Below are 25648 nucleotides of genomic sequence, written 5' to 3' on the forward strand. Positions count from 1 at the left end.
GACGCTTATGCGTCGATCTGGCGCTCACCCTCGGCTGCGAATTCTGCAGCGGTATCGGCATTCGCGGTTGCCTGTGCCGTGTCGGCTGTTGCCTCGACGACGGGCTCTGCGCTCAGTGCCTCTTCCTTCGGCGGCTCGATCATCGCGCCGATGTCGGCACCGGTGCGGCGCTGCTGCTCCTGGCCGCCGCGCGTCGCTGCGATCGCGATCGCCTCGCAGTACAGGCGGATGGCGCGGGCTGCGTCGTCGTTCGCGGGAACCGGGAAGGCGATGCCGTCCGGCGACACGTTCGAATCGAGGATCGCGACAACGGGAATACCCAGCGTGTTCGCTTCCTTGATCGCCAGCTCTTCCTTGTTCGCGTCGATCACGAACATCACGTCGGGAATGCCGCCCATGTCGCGGATGCCGCCGAGCGAAAGCTCGAGTTTGTCCTTCTCGCGGGTGAGCTGAAGGACTTCCTTCTTGGTCAGGCCGACGGTGTCGCCCGACAGCATTTCCTCAAGCGTCTTGAGACGCTTGATCGAACCCGAGATGGTCTTCCAGTTGGTGAGCATGCCGCCCAACCAGCGATGGTTGACGAAATGCTGGCCCGAACGACGCGCTGCGTCCGCGACGGGCTCCTGCGCCTGGCGCTTGGTGCCGACGAACAGGACCTTGCCGCCACCGGCAACAGCCGACGAGACGAATTCGAGCGCGCGCGCGAACAGCGGCACGGTCTGCGAAAGGTCGAGGATGTGGACGCCGTTACGATCACCGAAGATGTAAGGCTTCATCTTGGGGTTCCACCGATGAGTCTGGTGGCCGAAATGCGCGCCCGTTTCGATGAGCTGCTGCATGGAGACGACTGGAGCCGCCATAGGGATATATCCTTCCGGTTGTGCCTCTGGGAAGCGGATGACGTCGTGGCCAAATGACCGTGACGCACCGGGCTATGATGCCTCCCATGCGGGGTTAGGCGCGGCCCTTAACCGGGCGCTCGTTGAAAAGCAATCCTCAACGCGCCGCTTGACTCATGGAACGCAATGAGAACATAAAGGGCTCAGAGGGGAACAGATGTTCGACTCGGCGCAGAATCACCCCGGCAGGACGGGATTCGAAATGCGACGAGTGGAACGATGTTTCTGACCAAGTGTTTGCGGATATTAAGAAATTGTTCGCAACTCATAGGAAGGCGGACGTGATGTTGGTTCTGAGCTTCATGGTTTTTGCTGGTGCATTCGCGGTCGCGGGCATGATGATCGTCTCGTCGATCGCGCCGCAGTGGGACCGTATCGTCCGTCTCGCGATGGGCAACGTCGAACCCGCGTTCCAGCCGCTCCGTACGTTGGCCGTTGCGGAGCGCCGGATTGCGGTCAGGCGCTGGGCTTCGACGTCGGCTCCGGTGCCCGCCCGCCGCTGGAACGCTGCCGCCTGATCTTGGCGTAACTCGCGATGCTGAACGGCATCGAGAGCAGGTACAGCACGCAGATGATGCTGAGCGTATGCCATGGCGCGCTCACGATGGCAGCGCCAAGCAATACGACAAGCGCGATGGCTTCGAACCGGATGTTGCTGCGGAGTTTGACCGAACTCCACGAGTAGGTGGCGATACTCGACACCATCAGCAACGCGACGAACGCGACCCAAGGTGCCACGAAATACGGCGACGCAAATTTGGGCTCGTCGGTCCAGAACCAGAAGAACATCGGCATCAGCGCGAGTCCTGCGCCGGCCGGAGCCGGGACACCGGTGAGGAAACCCGCCGACTTGTGCGGCTGATGGCTCTCGTCGATCTTGGCGTTGAAGCGCGCGAGACGCAGCGCGCAGAACACGGCGAGGATCAACGAGCAGATCCAGCCGACGCGCGGCAAAGCCGTCAATGACCAGAGATAGACGATCAGCGCAGGCGCGACGCCGAACGAGATAGCGTCGGACAGCGAATCGAGTTCGGCACCGAACCGGCTTTCGCCGTGCAGCATCCGGGCGATGCGACCATCCAGGCCGTCGAGCACGCCCGCGACCATGATCATCGCGACGGCACTTTCCCACTGCCCACCGATCGCGAATCGCACGCCACTCAGACCTGAACACAGGGCTAGCGCGGTAACCGCGTTGGGGGCGACGGCGCGCAGGGGGAGTCCGCGCGGAGCACGCCGCGTGCGACCAAACCGCCCCTGGACCCGCTCTTCAATCGAGTCGCCGTCGATCCCGTCGCGATCAATCACTGGGCGATGCCGCCAACCGGCACGCCGCCGACGCGACCAAGCACGGTCTCGCCCGCGATACTGCGCTGGCCGAGGCAGACCTGCGGCACGACATGATCGGGCAGGTACACGTCGACTCGGCTACCGAACCGGATCAGGCCGATTCGCTGTCCGACCGCCACCATGTCACCGGCCTTCACGAAGCCCAGGATACGGCGCGCGACCAAGCCGGCGATCTGCGTGAAGCCGATCCGCATGCCGTTGCGGTCCTCGACCACGAAATGCTGGCGCTCGTTCTCGTCGCTCGCCTTGTCGAGGTCGGCGTTGAGAAACTTGCCCGAAATGTAGACCACCTGGCGGATAGTCCCGGCGATCGGGGTGCGATTAATGTGCACGTCGAACACCGACATGAAGATCGACACGCGCACAAGCGGTGCATCGCCGAGGCCGTTCTCGCCGGCGAGTTCGCGCGGGATCGGCACGCGCTGGATCATCGTGATCAGCCCGTCTGCGGGGGCGACGATCAGGCCCTCGCCTTGTGGGGTGGTGCGGATCGGATCGCGGAAGAACGTCGCGACCCAGATCACGACGCCGACCATCGGCCAGAACAGCACGTGGCTGAGAATCGTCAGCAGCAGCGTGATGCCGGTCGCGATCGCGACGTATTTGTGGCCCTCCGGATGGACTGCGGGAAATCGCCATTTGACCGTGGAGGTCGTGACGGGCGGCTTGTCGAGCGATGCCATAACCCGCGGGTCTATCCGTGCACGACGCGCGATACAACGATGAACCGGCTTTTCCTTACAGCACCAACAGTTGGCCAGCGGTTGATCGCCGCGGCATGCTCCCCTAGACGCTCCCCAAACCCCTCCCCCGAAGGACCCGGATATGGCGAAGATCAAGGTAAAGAATCCGATCGTGGAGATCGATGGCGACGAGATGACCCGGATCATCTGGGAATGGATCCGCGAGCGCCTGATCAAGCCGTATCTCGACATCCAGCTCGATTATTACGATCTCGGCGTCGAGCATCGCGACGCGACCGACGACCAGGTCACGATCGACAGCGCGCTCGCCACGCAGAAGCACGGCGTCGCGGTGAAGTGCGCGACGATCACGCCCGACGAGCAGCGCGTGACCGAGTTCGGTCTGAAGAAGATGTGGAAGTCGCCTAACGGCACGATCCGCAACATCCTCGGCGGCACCATCTTCCGGGAGCCGATCGTGATCAAGAACGTCCCCCGCCTTATCCCGGGCTGGACGCACCCGATCGTCGTCGGCCGTCATGCATTCGGCGATCAGTACCGCGCGACCGACTATCTGGTCCCGGGTCCGGGCAAGCTGCGTCTCGTCTTCGAAGGCGACGACGGCACGGTCATCGACCGCGAAGTGTTCCAGTTCCCGTCGGCGGGCGTCGCGATGGCGATGTACAACCTCGACGATTCGATCCGCGATTTCGCCCGCGCGTCGATGCACTACGGCCTCAACCTGAAGTGGCCGGTGTACCTGTCGACCAAGAACACCATCCTGAAGGCCTATGACGGCCGCTTCAAGGACCTGTTCGCCGAGGTGTTCGAGGCCGAGTTCAAGGACAAGTTCAAGGAAGCCGGCATCGTCTACGAGCATCGCCTGATCGACGACATGGTCGCATCGGCGCTCAAGTGGAACGGCGAGTTCGTCTGGGCCTGCAAGAACTATGACGGCGACGTCCAGTCGGACCAGGTCGCACAGGGCTTCGGCTCGCTCGGCCTGATGACCTCGATCCTGCTGACCCCGGACGGCAAGACGGTCGAGGCCGAGGCGGCGCACGGCACCGTCACGCGTCACTTCCGCATGCACGAGCAGGGCAAGGCGACCTCGACCAACCCGATCGCATCGATCTTCGCATGGACCGGTGGCCTCAAGTATCGCGGCAAGTTCGACGATACGCCCGACGTCACGAAGTTCGCCGAGACGCTCGAGCGCGTCTGCGTCCAGACGGTCGAGAACGGCCACATGACCAAGGATCTCGCGATCCTGATCGGCCCCGACCAGCCCTGGATGACGACCGAGCAGTTCTTCGAGCAGGTGCGGTCCAACCTCGAGACGGAAATGGCCAACTGGGCCTGACCTGGCGCCCCGTTCCCGGAAACGGGAGCGGGGCTACCTAATCGAGCATGCGCCTTCGGGTTTGTGCTTGGCCATCCTGCGCACCTCCCCGGCGAAGGCCGGGGTCCAGTTGGGCAACGTCGCTGATCGCCGCCGCGCTTCGTTACCGCGACCTCACCAACTTGACCCCGGCCTTCGCCGGGGAGGCGCATCGTCCGAAGCGATAATAGCTACCGGCGCCCTCCCCTCTCGATCACGCAGTATTTCTTCCTGACAAATCCGTCATGCGTCCCCTAAGGTCGCATGCATGGCATTACGGCTCGACAATCAAGGTTTCAGCGACGCGCTCGTCATTCTTGGCGCGGCCGGGCTCGTCATCCCCGCATTCGCGCGGTTCCGGGTCAGCCCGGTCATCGGTTTCATCCTGGTCGGCCTGCTGGTTGGGCCCGCCGGGCTAGGCTCGCTCACCGGCTCCGCGCCTTGGCTCTATTACCTGACGATCTCGAACCCGGAGTCGATCGAGCCGTTTGCCGAGTTCGGGATCATCCTGCTGCTGTTCTCGATCGGCCTCGAACTCTCGTTCAAGCGACTGTGGTCGATGAAGCAGCTCGTGTTCGGCACCGGCGCCGCCGAACTGATCGGCTCGGCGCTCATCATTGGCGTGGCGTTGCACTTCATCGGCCAGGAATGGGCGGGCGCGATCGGACTGGGGTTTGCGCTCGCGTTGTCGTCCACCGCGTTGGTCCTGCCGCTCGTCGGCACCACCGGCGCGGTCGGGCGTGGTGCGTTCGCGATGCTGCTGTTCGAGGATCTGGCGCTCGTCCCGATCATCTTCGTGCTCGGTGCGCTGGCGCCGACAGCAAGTGCGGACGGCTGGTCGAACATCGCCGGTGTCGCGCTGCGCGGCGGGTTGACGGTGGTCGCGATGTATATCGGCGGGCGGGTCGTCCTGCCCCGGCTGTTCGGGCAGGCCGCACGGACCAAGAGCCCTGAGCTGTTCCTCGCCGCGTCGCTGCTGGTGGTGATCGTCGCGAGCGTCGCGACAACGGCCGCCGGGCTGTCGCCGATCGTCGGTGCGCTGCTGGCCGGGCTGCTGATCGCCGAGACCGAATATCACAGCGAGGTCGAGGTCATCACCGCGCCGTTCAAGGGCCTCGCGCTTGGCGTGTTCCTGATCACGGTCGGCATGAGTCTCGACCTCCGGCTCATTGCGCAGAACTGGCCGTCGTTGCTGCTGGCGGTGACGGGCGTGGTGGCGACCAAGGCGATCGTCACCTTCCTGTTCCTGCGCGTCGCCAATTCGCGGCGCGGGGTTGCGGCGGAGACGGGCTTGCTGATGGGCAGCCCTTCCGAGACGACGCTGATCGTGCTTGCGACGGCCGCGCAGGCGCAGTTGATCATGCCGTCGACCGCCGCTTTCTGGCAGACCGTCACTGCGATCGGGCTGACGATCACGCCGCTGCTGGCAAAGCTCGGCCGCACCGTCTCGCGTCAACTCGAAAGCCGGTCGGGTGCCGATGCCGGGGATATCGAGATCGACGACGATGGGCCGGGAACGGTCGTGATCGGCTTTGGTCGCGTGGGCCGGATGGTGGCGGACATGCTGGCGGTCCACGGGCAGAAGTACGTTGCCGTGGAGGCGGATATCGATTCCGTCGAGGCCGCGCGGGCCCAGGGGCATCCGGTGTTGTTCGGGGACGTGGCACGCCCGGAGTTGGTGGATCGGCTGAAGCTGCATACCGCCAAGGCGCTGATCCTGACGATGGACGATCCGGTGTTGACGGTGCGGCTGGCGCGACGGGTTCGGGCTTTGGCGCCGGACTTGCCGATCGTGGCGCGCGCACGGGATACGGCGCATGCGGCGGAGCTGTATCGGGCGGGCGTGACGGATGCGGTGCCGGAGACGCTGGAGAGTTCGCTGCAGCTGGCGGAGGCTGTGCTGGTCGATCTTGGGGTGGCGATGGGGCCGGTGATTGCTTCGATCCATGAGAAGCGGGATGAATTGCGGCAGGAGATCAAGAAGGCGGCGGACATGATTGCCGAGCCTCGGATCAGGAAGGCGAAGCGGACTCCTCGGGCGGTTTGACGCTTACCGGTTCGTAAACAGGCTGTTCTCCCGCGAAGGCGGGAGTCCAGTCTGGGCCCCCGCCTTCGCGGGGGAACAAGCTTTGGTAGGTTCCTTGAGAGGTGGCATCCTCAGATGGAGGCAGGGCTTCGTAACCTCCCCGGCGGAGGCCGGGGTCCAAGTGGAAAGGTGGTCGTAACGGAGCGCTGCCCTCCATTATCTTCGTTCCCCGATTGGGCCCCGGCCTTCGCCGGGGTGGTGTTGCGCGGTGATCGCTTCGTCACGCGCGCCCTCCTCTTGCCCTCACCCTTTCCACGGCGGAGATGCCGCTGGCCCTTCCCTCTCTCAACGGGAGAGGGCGAGGCAAAAGAAGGTTGGGGCGGGTTAGGCCAGCAAGCCGCTACTTCAGCCCGGGACCTCGCCCGCGCGGCTCTTCATCAGCGGCTGGATACGCGTCCCAAATGCCTCCACGCCTTCGAGAAAGTCGTCGAAGGTCAGGAGGACCCCGCCGGTGTTGGGGACGGCGGCCATCTCGTCGAGCATCCGCGCGATGCTTTCGTACGAGCCGACCAATGTGCCCATGTTGATGTTGACCGCACCTTCGGGGGCGGCAAGCTGGCGGACGTTGGTGTCGGTGTTGTGCGTGTCCTTGGCGCCCTGATCGATCAGCCAGGCGATCGCGTCGACGTCCACGCCAGCGTTATAGTGTTTCCACTTCGCCATCGCCTCGTCGTCGGTTTCGGCGGCAATGATCATGATCAGGACGAATATCTGAACGTCGCGGCCGGTTTTCGCGGTCGCTACGGCCAGCCGCTCGTTGTTGAACGCAAAAGCGGTCGGGGTGTTGACGCCCTTCCCCAGGCAGAACGCGTAGTCGGCCCATTTCGCCGAGAACGCCAAGCCGTCGTCGGAGGAGCCGGCGCAGATGATCTTCATGTCGCCGGTCGGCTTGGGCCAGACGCGGCAGTCGGTCATCTGGTAATAGTCGCCCTTGAAGTCGGACGTCCCCTCTTCCCACAGCTCGCGGAGGATGTGTGCGTATTCGTCGAGCATCGTGTAGCGATTGCGGAAATGCTCGTCGCCGGGCCACATGCCCATCTGCGTATATTCGGGCGGCTGCCAGCCGGTGATGAGGTTGAGGCCGAACCGCCCGTGGCTGATCGAATCGATCGTGTTGCACATCCGTGCGGCGTAGGCGGGCGGCACGAGCAGCGTGGCGCAGGTCGCGTAGATCTTGATCTTCTCGGTGACGGCGGCGAGCCCGGCCATCAGCGTGAAGCTCTCCAGCCCGTATTCCCAGAATTCGGTCTTGCCGCCGAACCCGCGCAGCTTGATCATCGACAGCAGGAAATCGAGGCCGTGCTTCTCGGCCGCCTGCGCGATCGCCTTGTTGAGGTCGAAGCTTGGTTTGTACTGCGGCGCGTTTTCGCTGATCAGCCAGCCATTGTTGTTGATGGGAACGAAGACGCCGACCTGCATATGCCGCTCCTATTCGCCGTCGAGCCAGTCGAGCAGCCACATGTTGAAATGCTCCGCGCGCGTCACGTTGCAGGCGTGCGCGCCCGCCGCCATCCGCGCAAGCTGCGCGCCGGGGATGCCGGCGGCAAGTTTCTCGGACGCGGACGGGGGGACGAGCATGTCGTCGTCCGAGGCTACCAGCAACGTCGGGACGCGGATCTCGTCGAGGCGGCCGGCGATGTTGAACCGGCGGACCGCCGCGACGCGTCGCTGGATCATCTCCGCGCCGGGGAAATGCGCGAGCATCGCCTCCTCCTCGTCCTGGATCCGGTCGTGATGGTCCGAAATCCATTGCGGCGGGTAGAGGAACAGCGGTTGCGCGTGGAGATACGCGCGGGGGCCGCTGTCGCTCAGCAGCGCGAGGCGCGTGTCGAAACAGCGCGCGGTGTGCGGGTCGAGCTTGGCCCAGCCGTTGATGACGACGAGACGGTCTAGCCGTTCGGGTGCGGACAGGGCGAGCGCGAGGCCGATATGGCCGCCGAGCGCGTGGCCGATGAAGGTGCAGCTCCCGAGCCCGATCGCGTCCATGAGCGCGACGACGTCGGCGGCCATTGCGTCGACGGTCAGGTCGCCGGGGACGTGGGCGTCGGAGCGGCCGGTGCCGCGGTGGTCGTAGGTGATGACGCGGTGACCGGCGCCGAGGGCCGCGAGGTTCGGCTGCCAGTAGCTTCCCGAGCCGCCGAGGCCGCTCGACAAGAGGATCGCGGGGCCGTCGGGCTGGCCGTGTTCCTCCCAATGGATGCCGCCTGCGATCCCCATCAGGCGAGGTGGGCGGTGCTGGCGATCTCGACGAGGCACTCGGGCTTCACGAGGTCTGTCTTGATGCAGTAGCGCGCGGGCTTGGGGCCGGGGAAATACTCGGCGTAGACCGTGTTGAAGGCGGCGTAGTCGGCGAGGTCCTTCAGGAAGATGTGGTTGAAGGCGACGTCCGCCAGCGTCGCGCCGGCGGCCTCGAGCGTGGTCTTGATGGTATCGAGGACGGCGCGGGTTTGGGCTGCGGCGTCGCCGACGTGGAGGACCGTGCCGCCCTCGCCTAGTGCCAGCACGCCCGAGACGTAGACCGTGTTGCCCGCCTTCGCGGCGGCCGAATAGGGTGCGATGGGGGTCGGGAACTGGGGCGGGTTGATGGCTTCGAACGGCATCTGCTTTCCTTTCAAGTCATCGCCGTTCCCCCGCGGAGGCGGGGGTCCAGGGTTGCGGGCGGTAGCGTTCGTGATTCCTGGCCCCCCGCGTTCGCGAGGGAACAAGGAAGGGTCACTTCGGCAACTGCCCGAACGAACCGCAGAAATCGCCGACCGTGCTGACCCAGCCGAAGAACTTCTCGACGTTGTAGACCGTCGCCGCCTGCATCTCGGGCGGCCCGAGGTGATGCGTCGCGTCCTCCAGCATCACGCCGAAATATTCGAGGTGGAAGCCGTCGCGCAGCGTGCTCTCGACGCAGACGTTGGTGGCGATGCCGACGAAGACGATGTTGCGGATACCGCGACTGCGCAGGATGCTGTCGAGCTGCGAATTGAAGAATGCGCTGTAGCGTGTCTTGTGAACGCGGATGTCGCCGGGTTGGGGAGCGAGCGCGTCGACGATCTCATAGTCCCAGCCGCCGCGCGCGAGGAACTGGCCGTGGAGTTCGGGGCGGGCGCGCATCGTTTTCAGCGCGTTGGACTTGTGCCAGTTTGGAGAGCCGGGGCCGCCGGCCTCGACATAGTCGGGGTCCCAGCCGTTCTGCAGGAACACGACCGGCATTTTCGCCGCGCGGGCGGTGTCGAGGACCTTGGCGATCTGGGCGATGGTGCCGGCTGAGCCTGCGATGTCGAAACCGGCCGTGTCGACGTAGCCGCCGGGGGAGGCGTAGGCGTTCTGCATGTCGATGACGACGACGGCGGTTTCCGCGGGATCGAGGCGGAGCGCTTCCGGCCGTGCGGGCAACGTGACGGCGTTCGCCTCGTTCGCGCCGGTACGGATGATCGGGGTAGCCTCGGTCATTGTGACAAGCTCGCTGCATCTTCGGAATTGTGCAAGTGCGAAATGAATTGGGCGGTTGGGGAGCGTCGGGGGGCAGAGAACTTGTTTCCCCGCGAAGGCGGGGACCCAGACCGGGCTCCCGCCTTCGCGGGAGAACAAGGAACGGCGAACTGACCGCGCAGCGTCTCCTATGCTCGCAAGTTCGTAGCGGTGGATGCCAGAACGAGCCCGGCATGACGGGGGAGGCTAAGCCGTCGCCAACACGAAGTCCCTGAAGCGTTCGCGTAGGGCGGTCTTCAGCAGCTTGCCCGTCGCGGTGTGCGGCAGGTCCTCGACGAACACGATCGCGTCGGGGAGCCACCATTTGGCGACGTGCTTTGCCAGGTGGTCGCGGATCTCGGCTTCTCCCACGTCGCTGCCGGGTTTACGGACTACCAGCAACAGCGGGCGCTCGTCCCATTTCGGATGGTGAATGCCGATCGCCGCCGCCTCCGCCACGCCCGGACAGCCGACCGCGGCGTTCTCCAGGTCGACCGAACTGATCCATTCTCCGCCGGATTTGATGACGTCTTTCGAACGATCGGTGATTTGCATCGTGCCGTCGGCATGCAGCATCGCGACATCGCCGGTATCGAACCAGCCGTCCGCGTCGACCGCATCCTCGTCGGCGCCGAAATAGCGCTGGACGACCCAAGGACCGCGGACCTGCAACCGGCCGGCGACCTTGCCGTCGCGGGCTAGCACCGTGCCCTCGTCGTCGATGATGCGGAGTTCTATGCCGAAGGGGACGCTGCCCTGCTTGCCGACGAGATCCAGCTTCTCCTCGTGCGTCATGTCATCCCAGTGCGGGGGCGCGAAGCCGGCGGTGCCGATCGGCGAGGTCTCGGTCATACCCCAGAGGTGCTTGACGGTTGCACCCATGCCCATGATCCGCTCGATCATCGCGCGCGGCGCTGCCGAACCGCCGATGGTGACGAGCTTAAGGTGCGCGGGCGCATCGCCGGTCGCGTCCATGTGACCGAACATCGCCAGCCAGACGGTCGGCACGCCGGCGGAGTGCGTCACCTTCTCGTCGTTCATCAGGCGGCACAGCACGGCCGGATCGTTGACCGCGGAATAGACGACCTTGGCCCCCGACAATGCACAGGCGAACGGCAGGCCCCAGGCGGCAGCGTGGAACATCGGCACGACCGGGAGCACGACGGCGTTGGGGGAGAGATCGAACACCCACGGCGCGACCTCGGCCATCGCGTGGATCAGCGTCGAGCGGTGCGTGTAAAGCACGCCCTTCGGATTGCCGGTGGTGCCGCTGGTGTAGCAGAGCATGCAAGGCTCGCGCTCGGGGCCTTCGACCCATTCATAATCGCCGTCCTCGGCGTCGAGCAGCGCCTGGAAGCCGTCGGGTCCCAGGTCATCGAAGCACACGTAATGGCGGATACTGGTCCACTGCGTGCGAAGGCGATCGACCAGCGGCTGGAATGCCTTGTCGTAGAGCATCACGCGGTCTTCGGCGTGGTTGGCGATGTAGACGAGCTGTTCGTCGAACAGGCGCGGGTTGATGGTGTGGATGACGCAGCCCATGCCGATCGTGCCGTACCAGGCGACCAAGTGATGCGCGTGGTTCATCGCCAGCGTCGCTACCCGGTCACCGGGCGCTACGCCTAGTTTTTCGAGCGCTTGGGCCAGTTTGCGAGCGTCGCGGGAGATGCCGGCCCAATTCGTGCGGGTTTCGCGACCATCGGCCCAGTAACTGACGACTTCCCGGCGCCCGTGTTCGCGGGCCGCGTGGTCGATCAGGCGGGGAACACGAAGCTCGAAATCCTGCATTCCACCCAGCATTTTGCGCTCTCCCAAGCAGTTACCCGACCAGAGCGAGCCTCGTTTCCGAGGTCTTCATCTCCACCTTGGCGACACCGTGCAACGACTCGATGTGCTCGACAAGCTCTCCGTCGAGCAGGAAGTCGCGACCCAGCAGGATGCAGACCTCGCCGTCGGGCAGTTGCGCGCGCACGCGGACCTCACCGCGCGCACCGCGATGTTCGGCGAGCAGCGAGGCGAGGCCGGCGAACGCGGTCATCTCGGAGATCGTCACGACCACCTGGAAGCGCGCGAGGTTGGCGAGGCCCTCGAACGGCTGAATGCGCTTGATGCTGACGCGCGGCGTGTCCTCGCCGGGCTTGCGGTCGAGCTCGACGGTGATGAGCCCGCAGCCGCCGGCCTTGGCCGCTTCTTCGAGATCCTTCGAGACCTGATCGTCGAAGCAGGTTGCCATGAACTGGCCGCTGGCGTCGGAGCATTGCGCCATCATGAAACGCTTGCCGCGCGCGGACGTGCGATAACGCGCGTCCTCGACCAGCACCGCCATCGTCGCGCCGGCGCGGCTGCCGTCGTCGGGGATGTTGAGCTCGGATAGCGCGGTGTAGGCGCGGGCGCCGTGGCTGACCGCGATATGGCGGTGGCGATCGACCGGGTGCGCGGAGAAATAGAAGCCGAACGCCTCCTTCTCCTGGTCCATGCGCTGGCTGAGCGTCCAGCGGACCGCGGGGGGGAGCTTGATCGCGTCGCCCGCGGGTTCGGCGTCGCCGAACAGGCCGCCCTGCCCGCTGGTCTTCTGTTCGTGCGTACGCGCGGCGATCGCGAGGATCGTCTCGGCGGTGGCGTGGATGCCGGCGCGGTTCGGGTCCAAGCCGTCGAACGCGCCGGCGGCGGCGAGCGTTTCGAGCTGGCGCTTGTTGAGCAGGCGCGGGTCGACGCGCTTGGCGAGATCGTCGAGACCGGCGAACGGACCGTTCTGGACGCGCTCGACGATGAGCTTCTCCATCGCGCCTTCGCCGACCGATTTCAGCGCGCCGAGGGCGTAGCGGACGGCGAGATTGTTCTCCTCGACGTCGGGCAGAACCTCGACGTCGAACTCGGCCTGGCTCGCGTTGATGCACGGCGGCAGCGCGGTGATCCCGAGACGGCGCATGTCATCCGTAAAGATCGCGAGCTTGTCGGTCTGGTGGAGGTCGTAGCACATCGAGGCGGCGAAGAATTCGTGCGGGTGATGCGCTTTCAGCCAGGCGGTCTGGTAGGCGAGCAGCGCATACGCGGCGGCGTGGCTCTTGTTGAAGCCGTAGCCGGCAAACTTGTCGATCAAGTCGAACAGCGCGTTGGCCTCGGCCTTCTTGATGCCGTTGACGGTGAGACAGCCCTCGACGAACCCCGCGCGCTGCGCGTCCATCTCAGCCTTCACCTTCTTGCCCATCGCGCGCCGCAACAGATCCGCGCCGCCGAGCGAGAAGCCGGCCAGCACCTGGGCGGCCTGCATGACCTGTTCCTGATAGACGAAGATCCCATAGGTCTCCGACAGGATCGGTTCGAGCAGCGGGTGCGGATAGTCGATCGCCTCGGTGCCGTTCTTGCGGCGGCCGAACGAGGGGATGTTGTCCATCGGGCCTGGTCGATAGAGCGACACGAGCGCGATGATGTCGCCGAAATTGGACGGGCGCACGGCGGACAGCGTGCGGCGCATGCCCTCCGACTCGAGCTGGAACACGCCGACCGTGTCGCCCTTTTGCAGGAGCGCGTAGACGCCGGTGTCGTCCCATTCGAGCGCATCGAGATCGACCGTCACGCCGCGCTTGGCAAGCAACTGCACCGCCTTCTGGAGCACTGACAGCGTCTTGAGCCCGAGGAAATCGAACTTCACGAGGCCCGCGCCCTCGACGTATTTCATGTCGAACTGCGTGACGGGCATGTCGGAGCGCGGATCGCGGTACAGGGGCACGAGCTGTGCGAGCGGCCGGTCGCCGATCACCACGCCGGCGGCGTGCGTCGACGAGTGACGCGGCAGGCCTTCCAGCTTCATCGCCAGATCTAGAAGTTTCCGGACACCGTTGTCGTTGGCGTATTCCTTTGCCAGTTCGCCGACGCCGTTGAGCGCGCGCTCCAGCGTCCACGGGTCGGTCGGGTGGTTCGGGACCAGTTTCGCGAGACGATCGATCTGTCCGTAGCTCATCTGCAGCACGCGGCCGGTGTCCTTGAGCACCGCGCGTGCCTTCAGCTTCCCGAAGGTGATGATCTGCGCGACCTGATCGCGGCCGTATTTCTCCTGGACGTAGCGGATCACCTCGACGCGGCGGGTTTCGCAGAAATCGATGTCGAAATCGGGCATCGACACGCGTTCCGGGTTCAGGAAACGCTCGAACAGCAGGCCGAGCTTGATCGGGTCGAGGTCCGTGATCGTCAGCGACCAGGCAACGACCGAGCCTGCGCCCGAGCCGCGGCCCGGGCCGACCGGGATGTCGTGGTCCTTCGCCCATTTGATGAAATCGGCGACGATCAGGAAATATCCGGGGAAGCCCATCTGGACGATCACGTCGACCTCGAACGCGAGCCTCTTGCGGTACACGTCGCGCCAGCCGTCCTCGCCCTCACCGTGGAGTTCAGTAATGCGGGCTAGGCGCGCTTCGAGACCGGCTTCGGCGTCGTCGCGGAGCAGCTTGGCCTCGCCCTCGATATCGCCGGCGAGGCTGGGGAGGATCGGTTTGCGATACGGCGCCATCACCGCGCAGCGCTGGGCTACGACGAGCGTGTTGGCGATCGCCTCGGGAAGGTCGGCGAACATCTCGTGCATCACCGGCGCGGGCTTCATCCAGGCTTCGGGGCAGCTGCGGATGCGGTCCTCGGTCTCGACATAGGTCGAGTGCGCGATGCAGAGCATGGCGTCGTGCGCATCGCCGAACGCGCTCTCGGTGAAGCAGCACGGGTTGGTCGCGACCAGCGGCAGGTTGCGCTCATAGGCGATGTCGATGAGGTCAGCTTCGGCCGCGGTCTCGATCGCGTCGTTGCGGCGCGAGAGTTCGATATAGAGGCGGTCGTCGAACAGGCCTTGCAGGCGGTCGAGATACGCGCGGGCGCGATCGGGCTGGCCTTCCGCGAACAGCCGGGCGAGACCGCCTTCGCCCCCTGCGGTCAGCGCGATCAAGCCGTCGGTGTGGCGTTCGAGCGCGGCGAAATCGACGTGCGCGGGCATTTCGATCGGGCGGTCGAGATGCGCCATCGAGACGAGCGCGCAGAGATTGTCGTAGCCCGTCATGTTCTGCGCGTAGAGCGCGAGCCAGTCGAACTGCGTCGCGACGCCGTCGGGCATGTCGGGGCGACCGACGCCGAGCATGACGCCGATGATCGGCTGGACGCCGTCCTTCTTGGCCGCGTCCGAATAGGCCATCGCGGCGTAGAGCCCGTTGCGATCGGTCAGCGCGGCGGCGGGAAAGCCCAGCGCGCGCGCCTGCTTGGCGATCGCCTTGGGATCGATGGCGCCGTCGAGCATGGTGTAGCAGGAGAAAACGCGGAGGGGGACGTAACCGGAATGCATCGACAGGAGGTAGGCGCTGCGGCGTGATTCGACCAGCCGGGATGAGTCCGATCGGAACTGCGGACACGACGAGCCGTTGCGGCGGGGACTTCTGGGAGCATTTCTGATGACCGATCCACGCGGGCGCTTTGCCGATACCGAAACTACGGCGGCTGGGACGCCTCGTGCGGGCGCCGGTTGGGGGTGGATCCTGGCGTACGGCGTGCTGTCGGTGGCGCTCGGGATCATGGCGTTCGCGTCGCCGTTTTCCGCGACCTATGCCGCGACTCTGGTGATCGGCGCGTTCTTCATTGCGGCCGGGATCGTGTCGATCGTGTCGGGGTTTGCCGGCAAGGGGCATGAGGGGCGCGGCTATGCGATCGGGTTCGGGCTGGTGTCGCTGGTGATCGGGTTGATCATGGCGTTCGAGCCGGCGACGGGCGCGATCTCGCTGACGTTGCTGATTGCGGTTTGGCTGGGTGTGCGTGGGGCGTTGGAGATCGGGCTGGGGGCGCGGTTTCGGCGGGGTAAGGGGCTGATGATCGCGCTGGGGGTGGTGAACATCGTGCTGGCGGTGATCGTGTTGGCCACGCTGCCTTGGTCGGCGTTGACGTTGCCGGGGTATGTGCTGGGGATCAGTTTCTTGTTTGGTGGGGTTACTTCGGTGGCTTCGGCGCTTGCGCATAAGAAGGGGGCGCCGGCGTTTTCGGTGTGAGCGCGATGTTCTCCCGCGAAGGCGGGAGTCCAGTCTGGGCCCCCGCCTTCGCGGGGGAACAAGCTTAGTTTGCGATCGCGCTCCACAACATAAACGCCACCCCGGCGGAGGTCGGGGCCCAATTGGAGAGGTTGCAGTAACGAAGCGCTGTGGTTCACCGCCGTCCCCCAATTGGGCCCCGGCCTTCGCCGGGGTGGTGATGAAAGTGCGGGGTGGTAGGTCGAGGCTCTAGAGCAGCTTTTCGATGTCCTTGCGGATGTCCTCAGGCTTGGTCGTTGGGGCGTAGCGATCCACGACCTCCCCATCGCGCCCGACTAGGAACTTGGTAAAGTTCCACTTGATCGCTTTCGACCCGAGCACCCCCGGCGCATCCGACTTCAACCGCTCGAACAGCGGGTCCGCCCCTGCCCCGTTGACGTCGATCTTCGCGAAGACCGGGAACGTCACGTCGTAGGTCAGCGTGCAGAAGTTCGCGATCTCCGCTGCGTCCCCCGGCTCCTGCCCGCCGAACTGGTTGCACGGGAACGCGAGCACTTCGAAATCCCGATCGGCATAGTCACGATGGAGTGCTTCGAGTCCGTCATATTGCGGGGTAAAGCCGCATTTCGAGGCGGTGTTGACGATCAACAGCACCTTGCCACGATAGGGTTCGAGCGACGCCGCGCTGCCATCGGCGCTCTTTACGGTGAAGTCGGTGATCGCGGTCATGGCCGGTCCTCGTTGCGGGCGAGCAGATACGCCAGGTTCTGACGCACGCCCGGCCACTCGTGGCGGAGGATGCTGTAGACGACGGTGTCGCGCAAGCGGCCGTCGGCCATCACCTGATGCCCGCGCAGCACGCCATCGCGCTTGGCGCCGAGGCGTTCGATCGCGCGCTGGGAATTCTTGTTGAGTGAGTCGGTGCGGATCTGAACGCATTCGCAGCCGAGTGCGTCGAAAGCGTGCGTCAGCAGCATGAGCTTGGCTTCGGTGTTGACGCCGGTGCGCTGGACAGACTTGGCGTAGAAGGTGCCGCCGATTTCGAGTCGCTTGTGCGCCGCGTTCATCCGCATGAATCGCGTGGTGCCGACGACAATCCCGGCGGCCTCTACCGCAAACAGTCGCGCCCGCCCGAAGTCCTGTTCGTGTAACGCGGCGGCGAGCCAGCGGTCCGGCGCCTTCATCATCGCGACGTTGGCGTAGAACGTGTCCCACAACTTGTCCGCCGACGCCGCCGCGACCAGCGCGTCCATGTCTTCGGCGACCAGCGGGCGGAGCGTGACGTGACGCCCGGTGAGCGTCGGCGTCTCGCCCCAGGTCACGCCAGCCGTCCCTCGTGCAGTCGCAGCACGCGGTCCATGCGGGCCGCGAGCCGCTCGTTGTGCGTCGCGACCACCGCCGCTGTGCCCTGTTCGCGGACCAGTCGGATGAACTCGGCGAAAACGATGTCCGCGGTGTGTTCGTCAAGGTTGCCGGTCGGCTCGTCCGCGAGGACCAGGGCTGGCTTGTTGGCGAGCGCGCGGGCGACTGCGACGCGCTGTTGCTCCCCGCCGGACAGCTGGCTCGGGCGGTGCGTCAGGCGGTGGCCGAGGCCGAGTTGCGTCAGCAATTCCGCTGCCCGCCGGTCCGCCTCGACCCGCGTGGCGCCGTGGACGAGCTGCGGGAGGACGACGTTCTCGGTCGCGTTGAAGTCCGGCAGGAGGTGATGGAACTGGTAGACGAAGCCGAGGCTGTCGCGGCGCACCACGGTACGCTCATGCGCGTTGAGCTTGGCCGCCTCGGTACCGGCGATCCTGATCGATCCCTGGAAGCCACCCTCGAGCAGGCCCACGGCTTGCAACAAGGTCGACTTGCCCGAGCCCGACGGCCCGAGCAGCGCGACGATCTCGCCCGGCGCGATCGCGAGGTCGACACCGCGCAGCACGTCGATGGTCGCGCCGCCCTGCGTGAAGCTCTTGGTCAGACCGCTCGTCTGGAGGACGTAATCGTCGAACTTCTCGATCTTGCGGTCGATACGAAGGCCTTCATTCATAACGCAGCACCTGCACGGGGTCGGTACTCGCCGCTTTCCAGGCCGGATAGAGCGTTGCGAGGAAGCTGAAGACGAGCGCCATCAGCGCGATGACGACGATCTCGACGGGGTCGGTCTTCGACGGGAGTTCGGTCAGGTAGCGGATCGACGGATCCCACAAATTCTGGCCGGTGACGAGCTGGACGAAGTTCACCACGCCCTGTCGGTAGAACAGGAAGATGAAGCCGAGCATGAGGCCCGCGACCGTGCCGAGCGCCCCGATGGTGGTGCCGACGACGATGAAGATCCGCATCATCGAGCCCCGCGTCGCGCCCATCGTTCGCAGGATCGCGATGTCGCGCGTCTTGGCGCGGACCAGCATGATCAGCGACGAGAGGATGTTGAACACCGCGACCAGGATGATGATCGACAGCACGGTGAACATCGCGACGCGCTCGACCGCGAGCGCCTCGAACAGCTGCGCGTTCATCGTCCGCCAATCGGCGATCACCGCGTTGCCGCCGATCTTGTCGGCGAGCGGCTTCAGGATCTCGCCGACGCGGTCCGCATCGACCGTCTTCAGCTCGACCATGCCGGCGGCGTCGCCCATCAGGAGCAGCGTCTGCGCATCCTCGATCGGCATGATGATGTACGCCTTGTCGTAATCATAGACGCCGATCTCGAAGATCGCGCCGACCGTATAGCTGACGATCCGTGGCACGGTGCCGAACGGCGTGGTCTGGCCTTGCGGACTGAACAGCGAAATCTCCGAGCCGACCTGCGCGCCGAGCGATTCGGCGAGCCGCGAACCGATCGCGATGCGGCCGGAGCCTTGCGTGATCGACTGGAGCGACCCCATCACGACCTTGTTGCTGATCGTCGAATTGCGACGGATGTCGTCGACGCGCATCCCGCGCACCAGCACCGCCTCGGCGCGGCCGTTATAAGTGGCGGCGAGCGGCTGTTCGATCAGCGGCAGCGCGCTGGTGACGCCCGGCGTCTTCTGCGCCTGCGCAACGATCTCGCGCCAGTCGGGAAGCCGGCCGCCGACGCCCTGCACCACCGCATGGCCGTTGAGCCCGACGATCTTGTCGAACAACTCGGCGCGGAAGCCGTTCATCACGCTCATCACGATCACCAGCGCGGCGACGCCGAGCATGACCGCGACCAGGCTGATCGAGGCGACGAGGAAGATGAACGCCTCGCCCTTGCCCGGCAGCAGATAGCGGCGGGCTATCATCCGTTCGTAGCGGGACAGGATCATGGGCGGCCAGGTTCGATCGTTAGGGATACAGTGCAGCGGCTCTAGGACGCGGCCCGTTGCGAGGCAACCGTCGGGCCTGCTTGGGACGGTGCGGCGGAGCGTACGGCGGACCATACGGCGCGTCCCGCGTTAGTCCCGGTTCGGGAGTGTCTAGATTGGTCTGTTGCGAAACCGCCACAGCCGCAGTCCAATCGTGAAACGGCTTGCGCAAAGACCGTGACAAAATCCATCGACATAACTAGCAACAAACTCGCTGAGACACAGGCAACGGCCGTGGTTCGGGGACTGCTTTTACGCCGCGCCGCAAGGTGCAGAGCGGAAGCGAAAAAATGGGGGCTGACGAGCGATCGTCACGCAGGCGCCCGGATCGGCAACGGTCCGGGCGTTTGCTTGTTCGGTGCAGTTTTCCGCGCGGGCTATACTTCGAGACATCTTCGGCAGTAGCGTTTGACGCCACGGCTGTGCAGTCATCCTGACGAAAGTCGGTGCCCAGAGCTAAACAGCGCTGCGCGCGCCACTACGAATCCTGACTTTCGTCAGGATGACGGGCGCGGTCACGAGAGCGGGTGGATATCTCGAGGCAGAGCAGCGAGGGCGTGCCATCGATCCAGCGGGAACGCGTACGAGATCACGCAGCCGATCCAGATGCGCTTCAACGAACTGATCGCCGGCGTGCACGGCGACATTGCCGTCAAGGTGTTCGGCGACGACTTCGGGGCATGAACGCCGCCGCCGATCGCATCGCCGAGGTCCTGCGCAAGACCCGCGGCGCCGTCGATGTCCGCGTCGAACAAACGGAGGGCCTTCCGATGCTCGACATCCGCCCGAACCGCATGGCGATGTCGCGGATCGGCGTCACCGCGGGCGACGTGCAGGACACGGTGGCCGCCGCGATCGGTGGGCGCGAGGCCGGCATGATCTTCGAGGGCGATCGGCGTTTCCCGGTAGTGATCCGCCTGTCCGAAGCGTCGCGATCGGACTTGACCCAGGTGGCGCAGATCCCCGTCCCGACATCGGCGGGCGGATTCGTACCGCTGTCGACCGTCGCCGACATCGCGGTCGTCGATGGCCCCAACCAGATCAGTCGCGAGAACGGCAAGCGCCGCGTGGTGGTCCAGGCCAATGTGCGCGACCGCGACGTCGCGGGCGTGGTCGCCGACGCGCGCGCGGCGATCGACGCGCAGGCGACGATGCCGCCGGGCACCTATGTCGAATGGGGTGGCCAGTTCGAGAACCTCGCCTCCGCGCGCGATCGGCTGATGCTCGTCGTGCCGGTCTGCTTCGCGGTCATCATGCTGTTGCTCTACGGCGCGCTCGGCTCGGTCCGCGACGCGGCGATCGTGTTCACCGGCGTGCCGCTCGCACTGGTCGGCGGCGTGCTCGCGCTCGTGGTTCGAGGGATGCCGTTCTCGGTCTCCGCCGCGGTCGGCTTCATCGCGCTGTTGGGGATCGCCGTTCTCAACGGCCTGGTCATGGTGTCGTCGATCCGCGACCTGATGGCCCGAGGCATGGACAGGGTCCGTGCCGCACACGATGGCGCGCTGGCCCGGCTGCGCCCCGTGGCCATGACGGCGCTCGTCGCCAGCCTCGGCTTCGTACCGATGGCGCTCGGCCACGGCGCCGGTGCCGAGGTGCAGAAGCCGCTTGCGACCGTCGTCATCGGCGGCCTGATCTCGGCGACGCTGCTGACGCTCTTCGTCCTGCCGACACTCTATGCACGGTTCGGCAATGGAGGGCGTCGAAGGATGTGATCTCCGGGAACGCGCTCGATCCGGAAGACCCTGCACAGGCTCCCCTTCAGATCCGCACCATCTGCGCAGGCTCGCTCGCCGCGAAGCCGAGACCGGCATGCCCCGGTCCCGGATGGCGAAGCGGCACGGAGCGTCCCTCGCGGCGCATCCGCTCGATCGACTCCGGCCAGGACGGAAGGTCGGCGCTGTCCTGAACCCAGCGAACGGTGCTGGCCTCGTCGCCCCACTCGCTCATCTTGGGCATCGCGTTGCGGTGGGCGCCGCCGGTGACATACGCCAGCAGTGCGGCCTCGTCGCGCCATACGCTCATCGTCCAATAGGCGCGGTCGCGATCGTGGCGCAGCGCTCCGGCGATGTAACCGTCGCTTCGCCTGATCCGCGCGAGGCAGCGCTGCGCATGGATCAGGAAGAAGGGCAGGAACCGCAGGCTGCGAACGCGGAAGCGAGTGACGCTGACGACGAAGCCGCTCACAACGTCACCACCAGCTTGGTCGCCGAGACACCGCGGCATTGCCGCTCGAGTGCCACCGGGATCGCCGCCAGCCCGTGTCCTGCGATTTCGACTGCAGGCGCTGCCACGTAGCGGCCGTCGGCCAGCGCTTCGGGCAGGAATGTCTCGAAGATCATCGGCCCGACCTCGTTGCTGATCAACGTGCTGCCCCAGATCATTTTCAGGGTCACCTTCTTGCGGCGTGCGCTCAGCGCGAGTGCGATATTGCCGGCGACCGTGCCGGCCATCGCGGCAATCAACTTGCGCCAATGACCGCGTCCCACCGGGACCGCGTCGAAGGACGCGGGCGGCGTGGCCATCGCGATGAAGCGATTGCCTTTGCACAATCCAAGAATGTCGATGCACGGCTGCACCGATCCCGCACCGATCGCGACCGCGCCTGCGACCGTTTTCCCACGCAACGCCGCGCCTATGTCGGCAACGACGGTCGGGCTGCGATAGTCGAATACAGCGGTGGCGCCGAGCCGCTTGAGGAGGTCGAAGTTGCGCGGCGAGGCCGTGGCGATCACCTCGTAGCCAGCGGCGACGGCCAGTTGCACCGCATTGACGCCGACGCTGGTCGACCCACCCCATACCAGGACGATCCGACCGGTCGCCCGTGCTCCCTTGGCGGGCGTGTTCAACGCGAGGAAATCGCGCTGGAAAAGCGCACAGGCTGCCGTCGAGATACCGAGCGGCAGCGCGGAAGCATCCTCGAAGGCGAGCGCATCCGGGATCGCGGCGGTCATATGCTCAAGCAGGACGACGTAGGTCTGGAAAGCACCCTCCGCGGCGCGGTTACGTGTCTTGTCGGTGCTCCCGGCAAAACCCACGACCCGGTCACCGACCTGAAACCGCGTAACATTCGCGCCAACGGCGACGACCTCGCCGGCGACGTCGGAGCCGACGATCGCCGGGTAATGAAGATAGGGAGTCATCAGGTCGCCCGAGGTCTGCACCAGCCGGTCCATCGGGTTCACCGCGATCGCACGGGTGCGGATGACGATTTCGCCCGACTGCGCGGTTGGAAACGGCGCTGCTCCCACGGTTAAGGCAGCACGCTTGGAGGAAAGCCAGAGGGCGGTGTTGTCGGTCATGATCTGTCTCCCGCGGTGCCAGGTGAAGATGCATCGCTGGGATCCGGGATAGTCCCGTGACACTGGACGGCCCATGCTGCAAAGTCCGCCAATTCATCGCCAGCGTCCAGGAATTGTCGCAATGGATCCCTTGTCGGACGTACTCGCCCTGCTGAAGCCCAGCAGCTACGGATTTCGAGGCCTGGACGCCGGCGAGGACTGGGCGCTTGCCTACCCGCCGGCCGAAGGAGTCAAATGCTTCGCGATTCACACCGGGACATGCTGGATTGCACTGGAGGGCGGAAGCGAGCCGATGGCGCTTTACGCGGGCGACTTCATCCTGCTGCCCGGCCGCGTCGCGTTCAGCCTCTACAGCGCGATCGGCGCGCCGGTGACCGACGCCTTTGCATTCTTCCCGTCGTTCCCCGCCGGCGAGACCGGTGTGCTGGGCGGCGGCGGCAGTTGCTCGGGCGTGGGCGGCTTCTTCGACTTCACCGGGCTCCACGCCGACCTTTTGCTCGGCATCCTGCCCCCGATCGTCCACATCCGGGCAGAGGCGACCAAGGCGGCACTCGGCTGGCTGATCGAGCGGTTGATGCGCGAGCTGCGAGACCCGCAACCGGGCGGCACGCTGATGGCGGGGCATCTGGCGCAGACGCTGCTGATCGAGGCGCTGCGACTCCACCTCGCCGAACGCTCGCCGCATAGCGCTGGCTGGCTGTTCGCGCTGGCCGACACGCAGATGCGCGCCGTGATCTCGGCAATGCATGCAGACCCCGCCCGGCGCTGGACGCTCGCCGACCTCGCCCGAACAGGCGGCATGTCGCGGTCCAGCTTTGCCGTGCGGTTCAAGCAAACGGTCGGCGAGCCGGCAATGGACTATTTGACCCGCTGGCGGATGATGCTGGCGGCCGATCGGCTGGCAAGCGGGCGTGTCTCGATCGCGACCGTAGCCCCCGCCGTCGGCTACGAGTCTGAAAGCGCGTTCAGTGCCGCGTTCAAGCGGACGTTCGGCCACTCGCCGAGCGAGTTCACCAAGGCGGTGGCCGTGTAGCCGGCCTTATTGCCGCACGCGGCGATCGCGCAGACGTCCTTTTCAGCGTACAACAACGAGCGCGTGCGATCGATAATGAGAGTTATTCGCATTATTCTTGATGCGCGTTTCGACAGGCGTTAGGCGGGGATGTGACATCGCAATCTCCCTCTTCACCTGGCCGCACATCAGTCAGCCGCAACCGGAAAAAATGGCGTAGCTGGTGGTTGAAGCAGCTCCATAGCTGGCATTGGATCAGCGCGGCTTTGTCGCTAGTCGGCATGCTGTTGTTCGCGATCACCGGCATCACACTCAATCATGCGGCATCGATCGGTGCCAAGCCGGTGGTCATCGAGAAAAGCGGCATGCTGCTCCCCTCGCTGCGTCGCATGCTGACCGCACCGCACACGCCGGACACCCCTCTGCCCGCGCCCGTCGCGAAAAGCGTCGCGGCCACGGTCGGCCTCGATCCCGCCGGCAAGTCGGTCGAGTGGTCCGACACCGACGCCTATATCGCGCTGCCACGCCCCGGTGGCGACGCCTGGGTCAGCATCGAGCGCGCGACCGGACGCATCACCGCGGAAACGACCGATCGCGGCTGGATCTCGTATTTGAACGATCTCCACAAGGGGCGGAATGCGGGCGAAGGCTGGGCGTGGTTCATCGACATCTTCGCCGGCGCCTGCATCCTGTTCACGCTGACCGGACTGCTCCTGTTGCAGCTCCATGCGCGCCATCGGCCGACGACCTGGCCGATCGTCGCCGCCGGGCTCGCCATTCCCGTCCTGCTTGCCATCCTGTTCGTCCATTGAGGGGTTCTGCCATGCGTCCTACCGCGTTGCTTTTGTTTGGCGGGGCGATCACCGCGCCTGCGCTGTCGTTGCCCGCCAGCGCCGCGCCCGCGGGCACCGTCACGATCACCATCCCCCAGCTGAGCGTCGCGGAATATCACAAGCCCTATGTCGCGGTCTGGCTGGAGCCGGTCGGTGGCGGCGCACCGCGCACGCTCGCGGTCTGGTATGATTTGAAGAAGCGCGGCAACGATCCCGGTACCAAATGGCTGGCGGACCTGCGCGCCTGGTGGCGCAAGGGTGGCCGCAGCATGACGATGCCCGCAGACGGTATCAGCGGCGCGACGCGTGCGCCGGGCCAGTACACCATTCCCCTGCCCGCCGACATCAAGCCCGGCCAATACGTCCTGAACGTTGAGGCTGCGCGCGAGACCGGCGGCCGCGAGCTCGTGTCCGTACCGCTTACCGCCGGAGCCCGCACAACGGGCAAGACCGAGCTCGGCGCCGTCGCCATCTCCGCCCGCTAAGGATCACAGCATGAAGCCTTTTGTTGCACGCCTGATGGCCGCCGCTGCGCTGCTGTCGATCCCCGCCGCGCTGTCGGCGCACCGCATGTGGCTGTTGCCATCCGCCACCGTGTTCTCGGGCACCGACGGCTGGGTGACGGTCGACGCCGCCGTCTCGAACGACCTGTTCTTCTTCGACCACCAGCCGCTCAGGCTCGACGGCATGAAGGTCTGGCAGCCCGACGGCAGCGAAGGCGCATTGCAGAACGGCGCGACCGGCCGCTATCGCTCGGTGTTCGACGTCAAGCTCGACAAGCCCGGCACGTGGAAGATCGGCACGCAGATGTCCGCGGTCATGGGCAGCTTCAAGGTCGATGGCGTCGAGAAGCGCCTCGGCGGTCGTCGCGGTCCGCCACAGCCGAACGCGCCTGCCCCGCTGACCGTCGCCGACATCCCCGCCAACGCGACCGACGTGAAGGTCACGGAGGTGTCGGGCCGCAACGAGATCTTCGTGACCGCGGGCGCACCGACCACCACTGTGTTCAAGACGACCGGCAAGGGCCTCGAGTTCGCGCCGCTCACGCACCCCGACGAGCTGGTCGCGGGCGAGACCGCGAAGTTTCGCTTCCTGGTCGACGGCAAGCCCGCGTCCGGCTTGAAGGTCACGGTGATCCCCGGCGGCAAGCGCTATCGCAACGACGAGGGCGCACGCGAGCTGACCACCGGCGCGGACGGCGTGTTGAGCGTCTCATGGCCGACCGCCGGGATGTACTGGCTCAACGCGACGCTCACCGACGCCAAGGCAACGAGCCCGCGCGCGACCGAGCGCCGGATGAGCTATGTCACGACGCTCGAAGTCCTCACGCCCTGAGGCG

23 protein-coding genes and 1 pseudogene are annotated in these 25648 nt (G+C 65.7%); 9 read left to right on the forward strand and 15 right to left on the reverse strand.

The window, feature by feature from the left end:
• Window positions 1-5 precede the first annotated feature (5 nt).
• The gene (rpsB, locus tag ASF09_RS17440) at window positions 6-860 is read right to left on the reverse strand and encodes a 30S ribosomal protein S2 (protein ID WP_060527373.1); all 855 of its coding nucleotides are present in this window, start codon (window positions 858-860) and stop codon (window positions 6-8) included.
• 323 nt (window positions 861-1183) lie between these two features.
• On the opposite strand from rpsB, the gene ASF09_RS17445 reads away from it, so the two are divergent.
• Entirely contained in the window at window positions 1184-1417 is a 234-nt protein-coding gene (locus ASF09_RS17445; protein ID WP_056489532.1) for a hypothetical protein, read from the forward strand.
• On the opposite strand, the gene ASF09_RS17450 is transcribed toward ASF09_RS17445, so the two are convergent.
• Both ASF09_RS17450 and ASF09_RS17455 read right to left on the reverse strand, forming a co-directional pair.
• The gene (locus tag ASF09_RS17450) at window positions 1356-2174 is read right to left on the reverse strand and encodes a CDP-alcohol phosphatidyltransferase family protein (RefSeq protein WP_235529891.1); all 819 of its coding nucleotides are present in this window, start codon (window positions 2172-2174) and stop codon (window positions 1356-1358) included. The genes ASF09_RS17445 and ASF09_RS17450 overlap by 62 nt on opposite strands.
• A 29-nt stretch (window positions 2175-2203) precedes the next feature.
• Complete coding sequence (locus tag ASF09_RS17455) at window positions 2204-2932, reverse strand: phosphatidylserine decarboxylase (protein WP_060527374.1); 729 nt, start codon at window positions 2930-2932, stop codon at window positions 2204-2206.
• 142 nt (window positions 2933-3074) lie between these two features.
• Between ASF09_RS17455 and ASF09_RS17460 the strand changes: the two genes are divergently transcribed.
• Both ASF09_RS17460 and ASF09_RS17465 read left to right on the forward strand, forming a co-directional pair.
• The gene (locus tag ASF09_RS17460) at window positions 3075-4295 is read left to right on the forward strand and encodes an NADP-dependent isocitrate dehydrogenase (protein WP_056055940.1); all 1221 of its coding nucleotides are present in this window, start codon (window positions 3075-3077) and stop codon (window positions 4293-4295) included.
• A gap of 286 nt (window positions 4296-4581) precedes the next feature.
• Window positions 4582-6360: a cation:proton antiporter domain-containing protein gene (locus tag ASF09_RS17465; RefSeq protein WP_056055938.1), complete on the forward strand. Its 1779-nt coding sequence runs from the start codon at window positions 4582-4584 to the stop codon at window positions 6358-6360.
• A gap of 384 nt (window positions 6361-6744) precedes the next feature.
• Here the strand turns inward: ASF09_RS17465 and rutA are convergent, their stop codons facing one another.
• From rutA to dnaE, 6 genes are all read right to left on the reverse strand, one after another.
• Complete coding sequence (gene rutA / locus ASF09_RS17470) at window positions 6745-7818, reverse strand: pyrimidine utilization protein A (RefSeq protein ID WP_060527375.1); 1074 nt, start codon at window positions 7816-7818, stop codon at window positions 6745-6747.
• A 9-nt stretch (window positions 7819-7827) separates the two neighbouring features.
• Entirely contained in the window at window positions 7828-8616 is a 789-nt protein-coding gene (gene rutD, locus ASF09_RS17475; RefSeq protein ID WP_060527376.1) for a pyrimidine utilization protein D, read from the reverse strand.
• Window positions 8616-8999 carry a pyrimidine utilization protein C gene (rutC, locus tag ASF09_RS17480; RefSeq protein WP_060527377.1) on the reverse strand — a complete coding sequence of 128 codons (384 nt, stop codon included), beginning with the start codon at window positions 8997-8999 and terminating at the stop codon, window positions 8616-8618. The genes rutD and rutC overlap by 1 nt, the downstream gene beginning before the upstream one ends.
• Before the next feature lie 112 nt (window positions 9000-9111).
• The gene (gene rutB, locus ASF09_RS17485) at window positions 9112-9840 is read right to left on the reverse strand and encodes a pyrimidine utilization protein B (protein WP_060527378.1); all 729 of its coding nucleotides are present in this window, start codon (window positions 9838-9840) and stop codon (window positions 9112-9114) included.
• 225 nt (window positions 9841-10065) lie between these two features.
• Window positions 10066-11658, reverse strand: a complete 1593-nt coding sequence (locus tag ASF09_RS17490; protein ID WP_060527379.1) for a long-chain fatty acid--CoA ligase — start codon at window positions 11656-11658, stop codon at window positions 10066-10068.
• A 19-nt stretch (window positions 11659-11677) separates the two neighbouring features.
• Window positions 11678-15133: a DNA polymerase III subunit alpha gene (gene dnaE, locus ASF09_RS17495; RefSeq protein ID WP_235529878.1), complete on the reverse strand. Its 3456-nt coding sequence runs from the start codon at window positions 15131-15133 to the stop codon at window positions 11678-11680.
• 151 nt (window positions 15134-15284) lie between these two features.
• On the opposite strand from dnaE, the gene ASF09_RS17500 reads away from it, so the two are divergent.
• The gene (locus ASF09_RS17500; protein ID WP_060527381.1) at window positions 15285-15872 is read left to right on the forward strand and encodes an HdeD family acid-resistance protein; all 588 of its coding nucleotides are present in this window, start codon (window positions 15285-15287) and stop codon (window positions 15870-15872) included.
• Window positions 15873-16100: 228 nt separating this feature from the next.
• Here the strand turns inward: ASF09_RS17500 and ASF09_RS17505 are convergent, their stop codons facing one another.
• Genes ASF09_RS17505 through ASF09_RS17520 form a run of 4 tightly spaced genes read right to left on the reverse strand, consistent with a single transcriptional unit; the run spans window position 16101 to window position 19126 of the window.
• The gene (locus ASF09_RS17505) at window positions 16101-16580 is read right to left on the reverse strand and encodes a glutathione peroxidase (RefSeq protein ID WP_060527382.1); all 480 of its coding nucleotides are present in this window, start codon (window positions 16578-16580) and stop codon (window positions 16101-16103) included.
• On the reverse strand, window positions 16577-17173 hold the full coding sequence (locus ASF09_RS17510; RefSeq protein WP_060527383.1) for a GNAT family N-acetyltransferase: 597 nt from the start codon (window positions 17171-17173) through the stop codon (window positions 16577-16579). The genes ASF09_RS17505 and ASF09_RS17510 overlap by 4 nt, the downstream gene beginning before the upstream one ends.
• Window positions 17170-17883, reverse strand: coding sequence for an ABC transporter ATP-binding protein (locus tag ASF09_RS17515; RefSeq protein ID WP_060527384.1), 714 nt, complete (start codon window positions 17881-17883; stop codon window positions 17170-17172). Before ASF09_RS17515 ends, ASF09_RS17510 begins: the two co-directional genes overlap by 4 nt.
• Window positions 17876-19126, reverse strand: a complete 1251-nt coding sequence (locus tag ASF09_RS17520; RefSeq protein WP_060527385.1) for a lipoprotein-releasing ABC transporter permease subunit — start codon at window positions 19124-19126, stop codon at window positions 17876-17878. Before ASF09_RS17520 ends, ASF09_RS17515 begins: the two co-directional genes overlap by 8 nt.
• A gap of 612 nt (window positions 19127-19738) precedes the next feature.
• Between ASF09_RS17520 and ASF09_RS17525 the strand changes: the two are divergent.
• Window positions 19739-20877: pseudogene (locus ASF09_RS17525) on the forward strand (efflux RND transporter permease subunit); the annotation flags it as partial.
• 46 nt (window positions 20878-20923) lie between these two features.
• On the opposite strand, the gene ASF09_RS17530 reads toward ASF09_RS17525, so the two are convergent.
• Both ASF09_RS17530 and ASF09_RS17535 read right to left on the reverse strand, forming a co-directional pair.
• Window positions 20924-21349, reverse strand: coding sequence for a DUF3291 domain-containing protein (locus ASF09_RS17530; protein WP_060527386.1), 426 nt, complete (start codon window positions 21347-21349; stop codon window positions 20924-20926).
• Window positions 21346-22464 carry a zinc-binding alcohol dehydrogenase family protein gene (locus tag ASF09_RS17535; protein WP_060527387.1) on the reverse strand — a complete coding sequence of 373 codons (1119 nt, stop codon included), beginning with the start codon at window positions 22462-22464 and terminating at the stop codon, window positions 21346-21348. Before ASF09_RS17535 ends, ASF09_RS17530 begins: the two co-directional genes overlap by 4 nt.
• Window positions 22465-22585: 121 nt before the next feature.
• Between ASF09_RS17535 and ASF09_RS17540 the strand changes: the two genes are divergently transcribed.
• The 4 genes from ASF09_RS17540 (at window position 22586) to ASF09_RS17555 (ending at window position 25644) form a co-directional block, all read left to right on the forward strand.
• Window positions 22586-23497: an AraC family transcriptional regulator gene (locus ASF09_RS17540; protein WP_060527388.1), complete on the forward strand. Its 912-nt coding sequence runs from the start codon at window positions 22586-22588 to the stop codon at window positions 23495-23497.
• A 131-nt stretch (window positions 23498-23628) separates the two neighbouring features.
• Window positions 23629-24288, forward strand: a complete 660-nt coding sequence (locus ASF09_RS17545; RefSeq protein WP_082444416.1) for a PepSY-associated TM helix domain-containing protein — start codon at window positions 23629-23631, stop codon at window positions 24286-24288.
• An 11-nt stretch (window positions 24289-24299) separates the two neighbouring features.
• Window positions 24300-24794: a DUF2271 domain-containing protein gene (locus tag ASF09_RS17550; RefSeq protein WP_060527390.1), complete on the forward strand. Its 495-nt coding sequence runs from the start codon at window positions 24300-24302 to the stop codon at window positions 24792-24794.
• A gap of 10 nt (window positions 24795-24804) precedes the next feature.
• Window positions 24805-25644, forward strand: a complete 840-nt coding sequence (locus tag ASF09_RS17555) for a DUF4198 domain-containing protein (protein ID WP_060527391.1) — start codon at window positions 24805-24807, stop codon at window positions 25642-25644.
• Window positions 25645-25648: the final 4 nt, after the last annotated feature.

The organism is Sphingomonas sp. Leaf242 (genome assembly GCF_001422045.1).
Lineage (GTDB): Bacteria > Pseudomonadota > Alphaproteobacteria > Sphingomonadales > Sphingomonadaceae > Sphingomonas.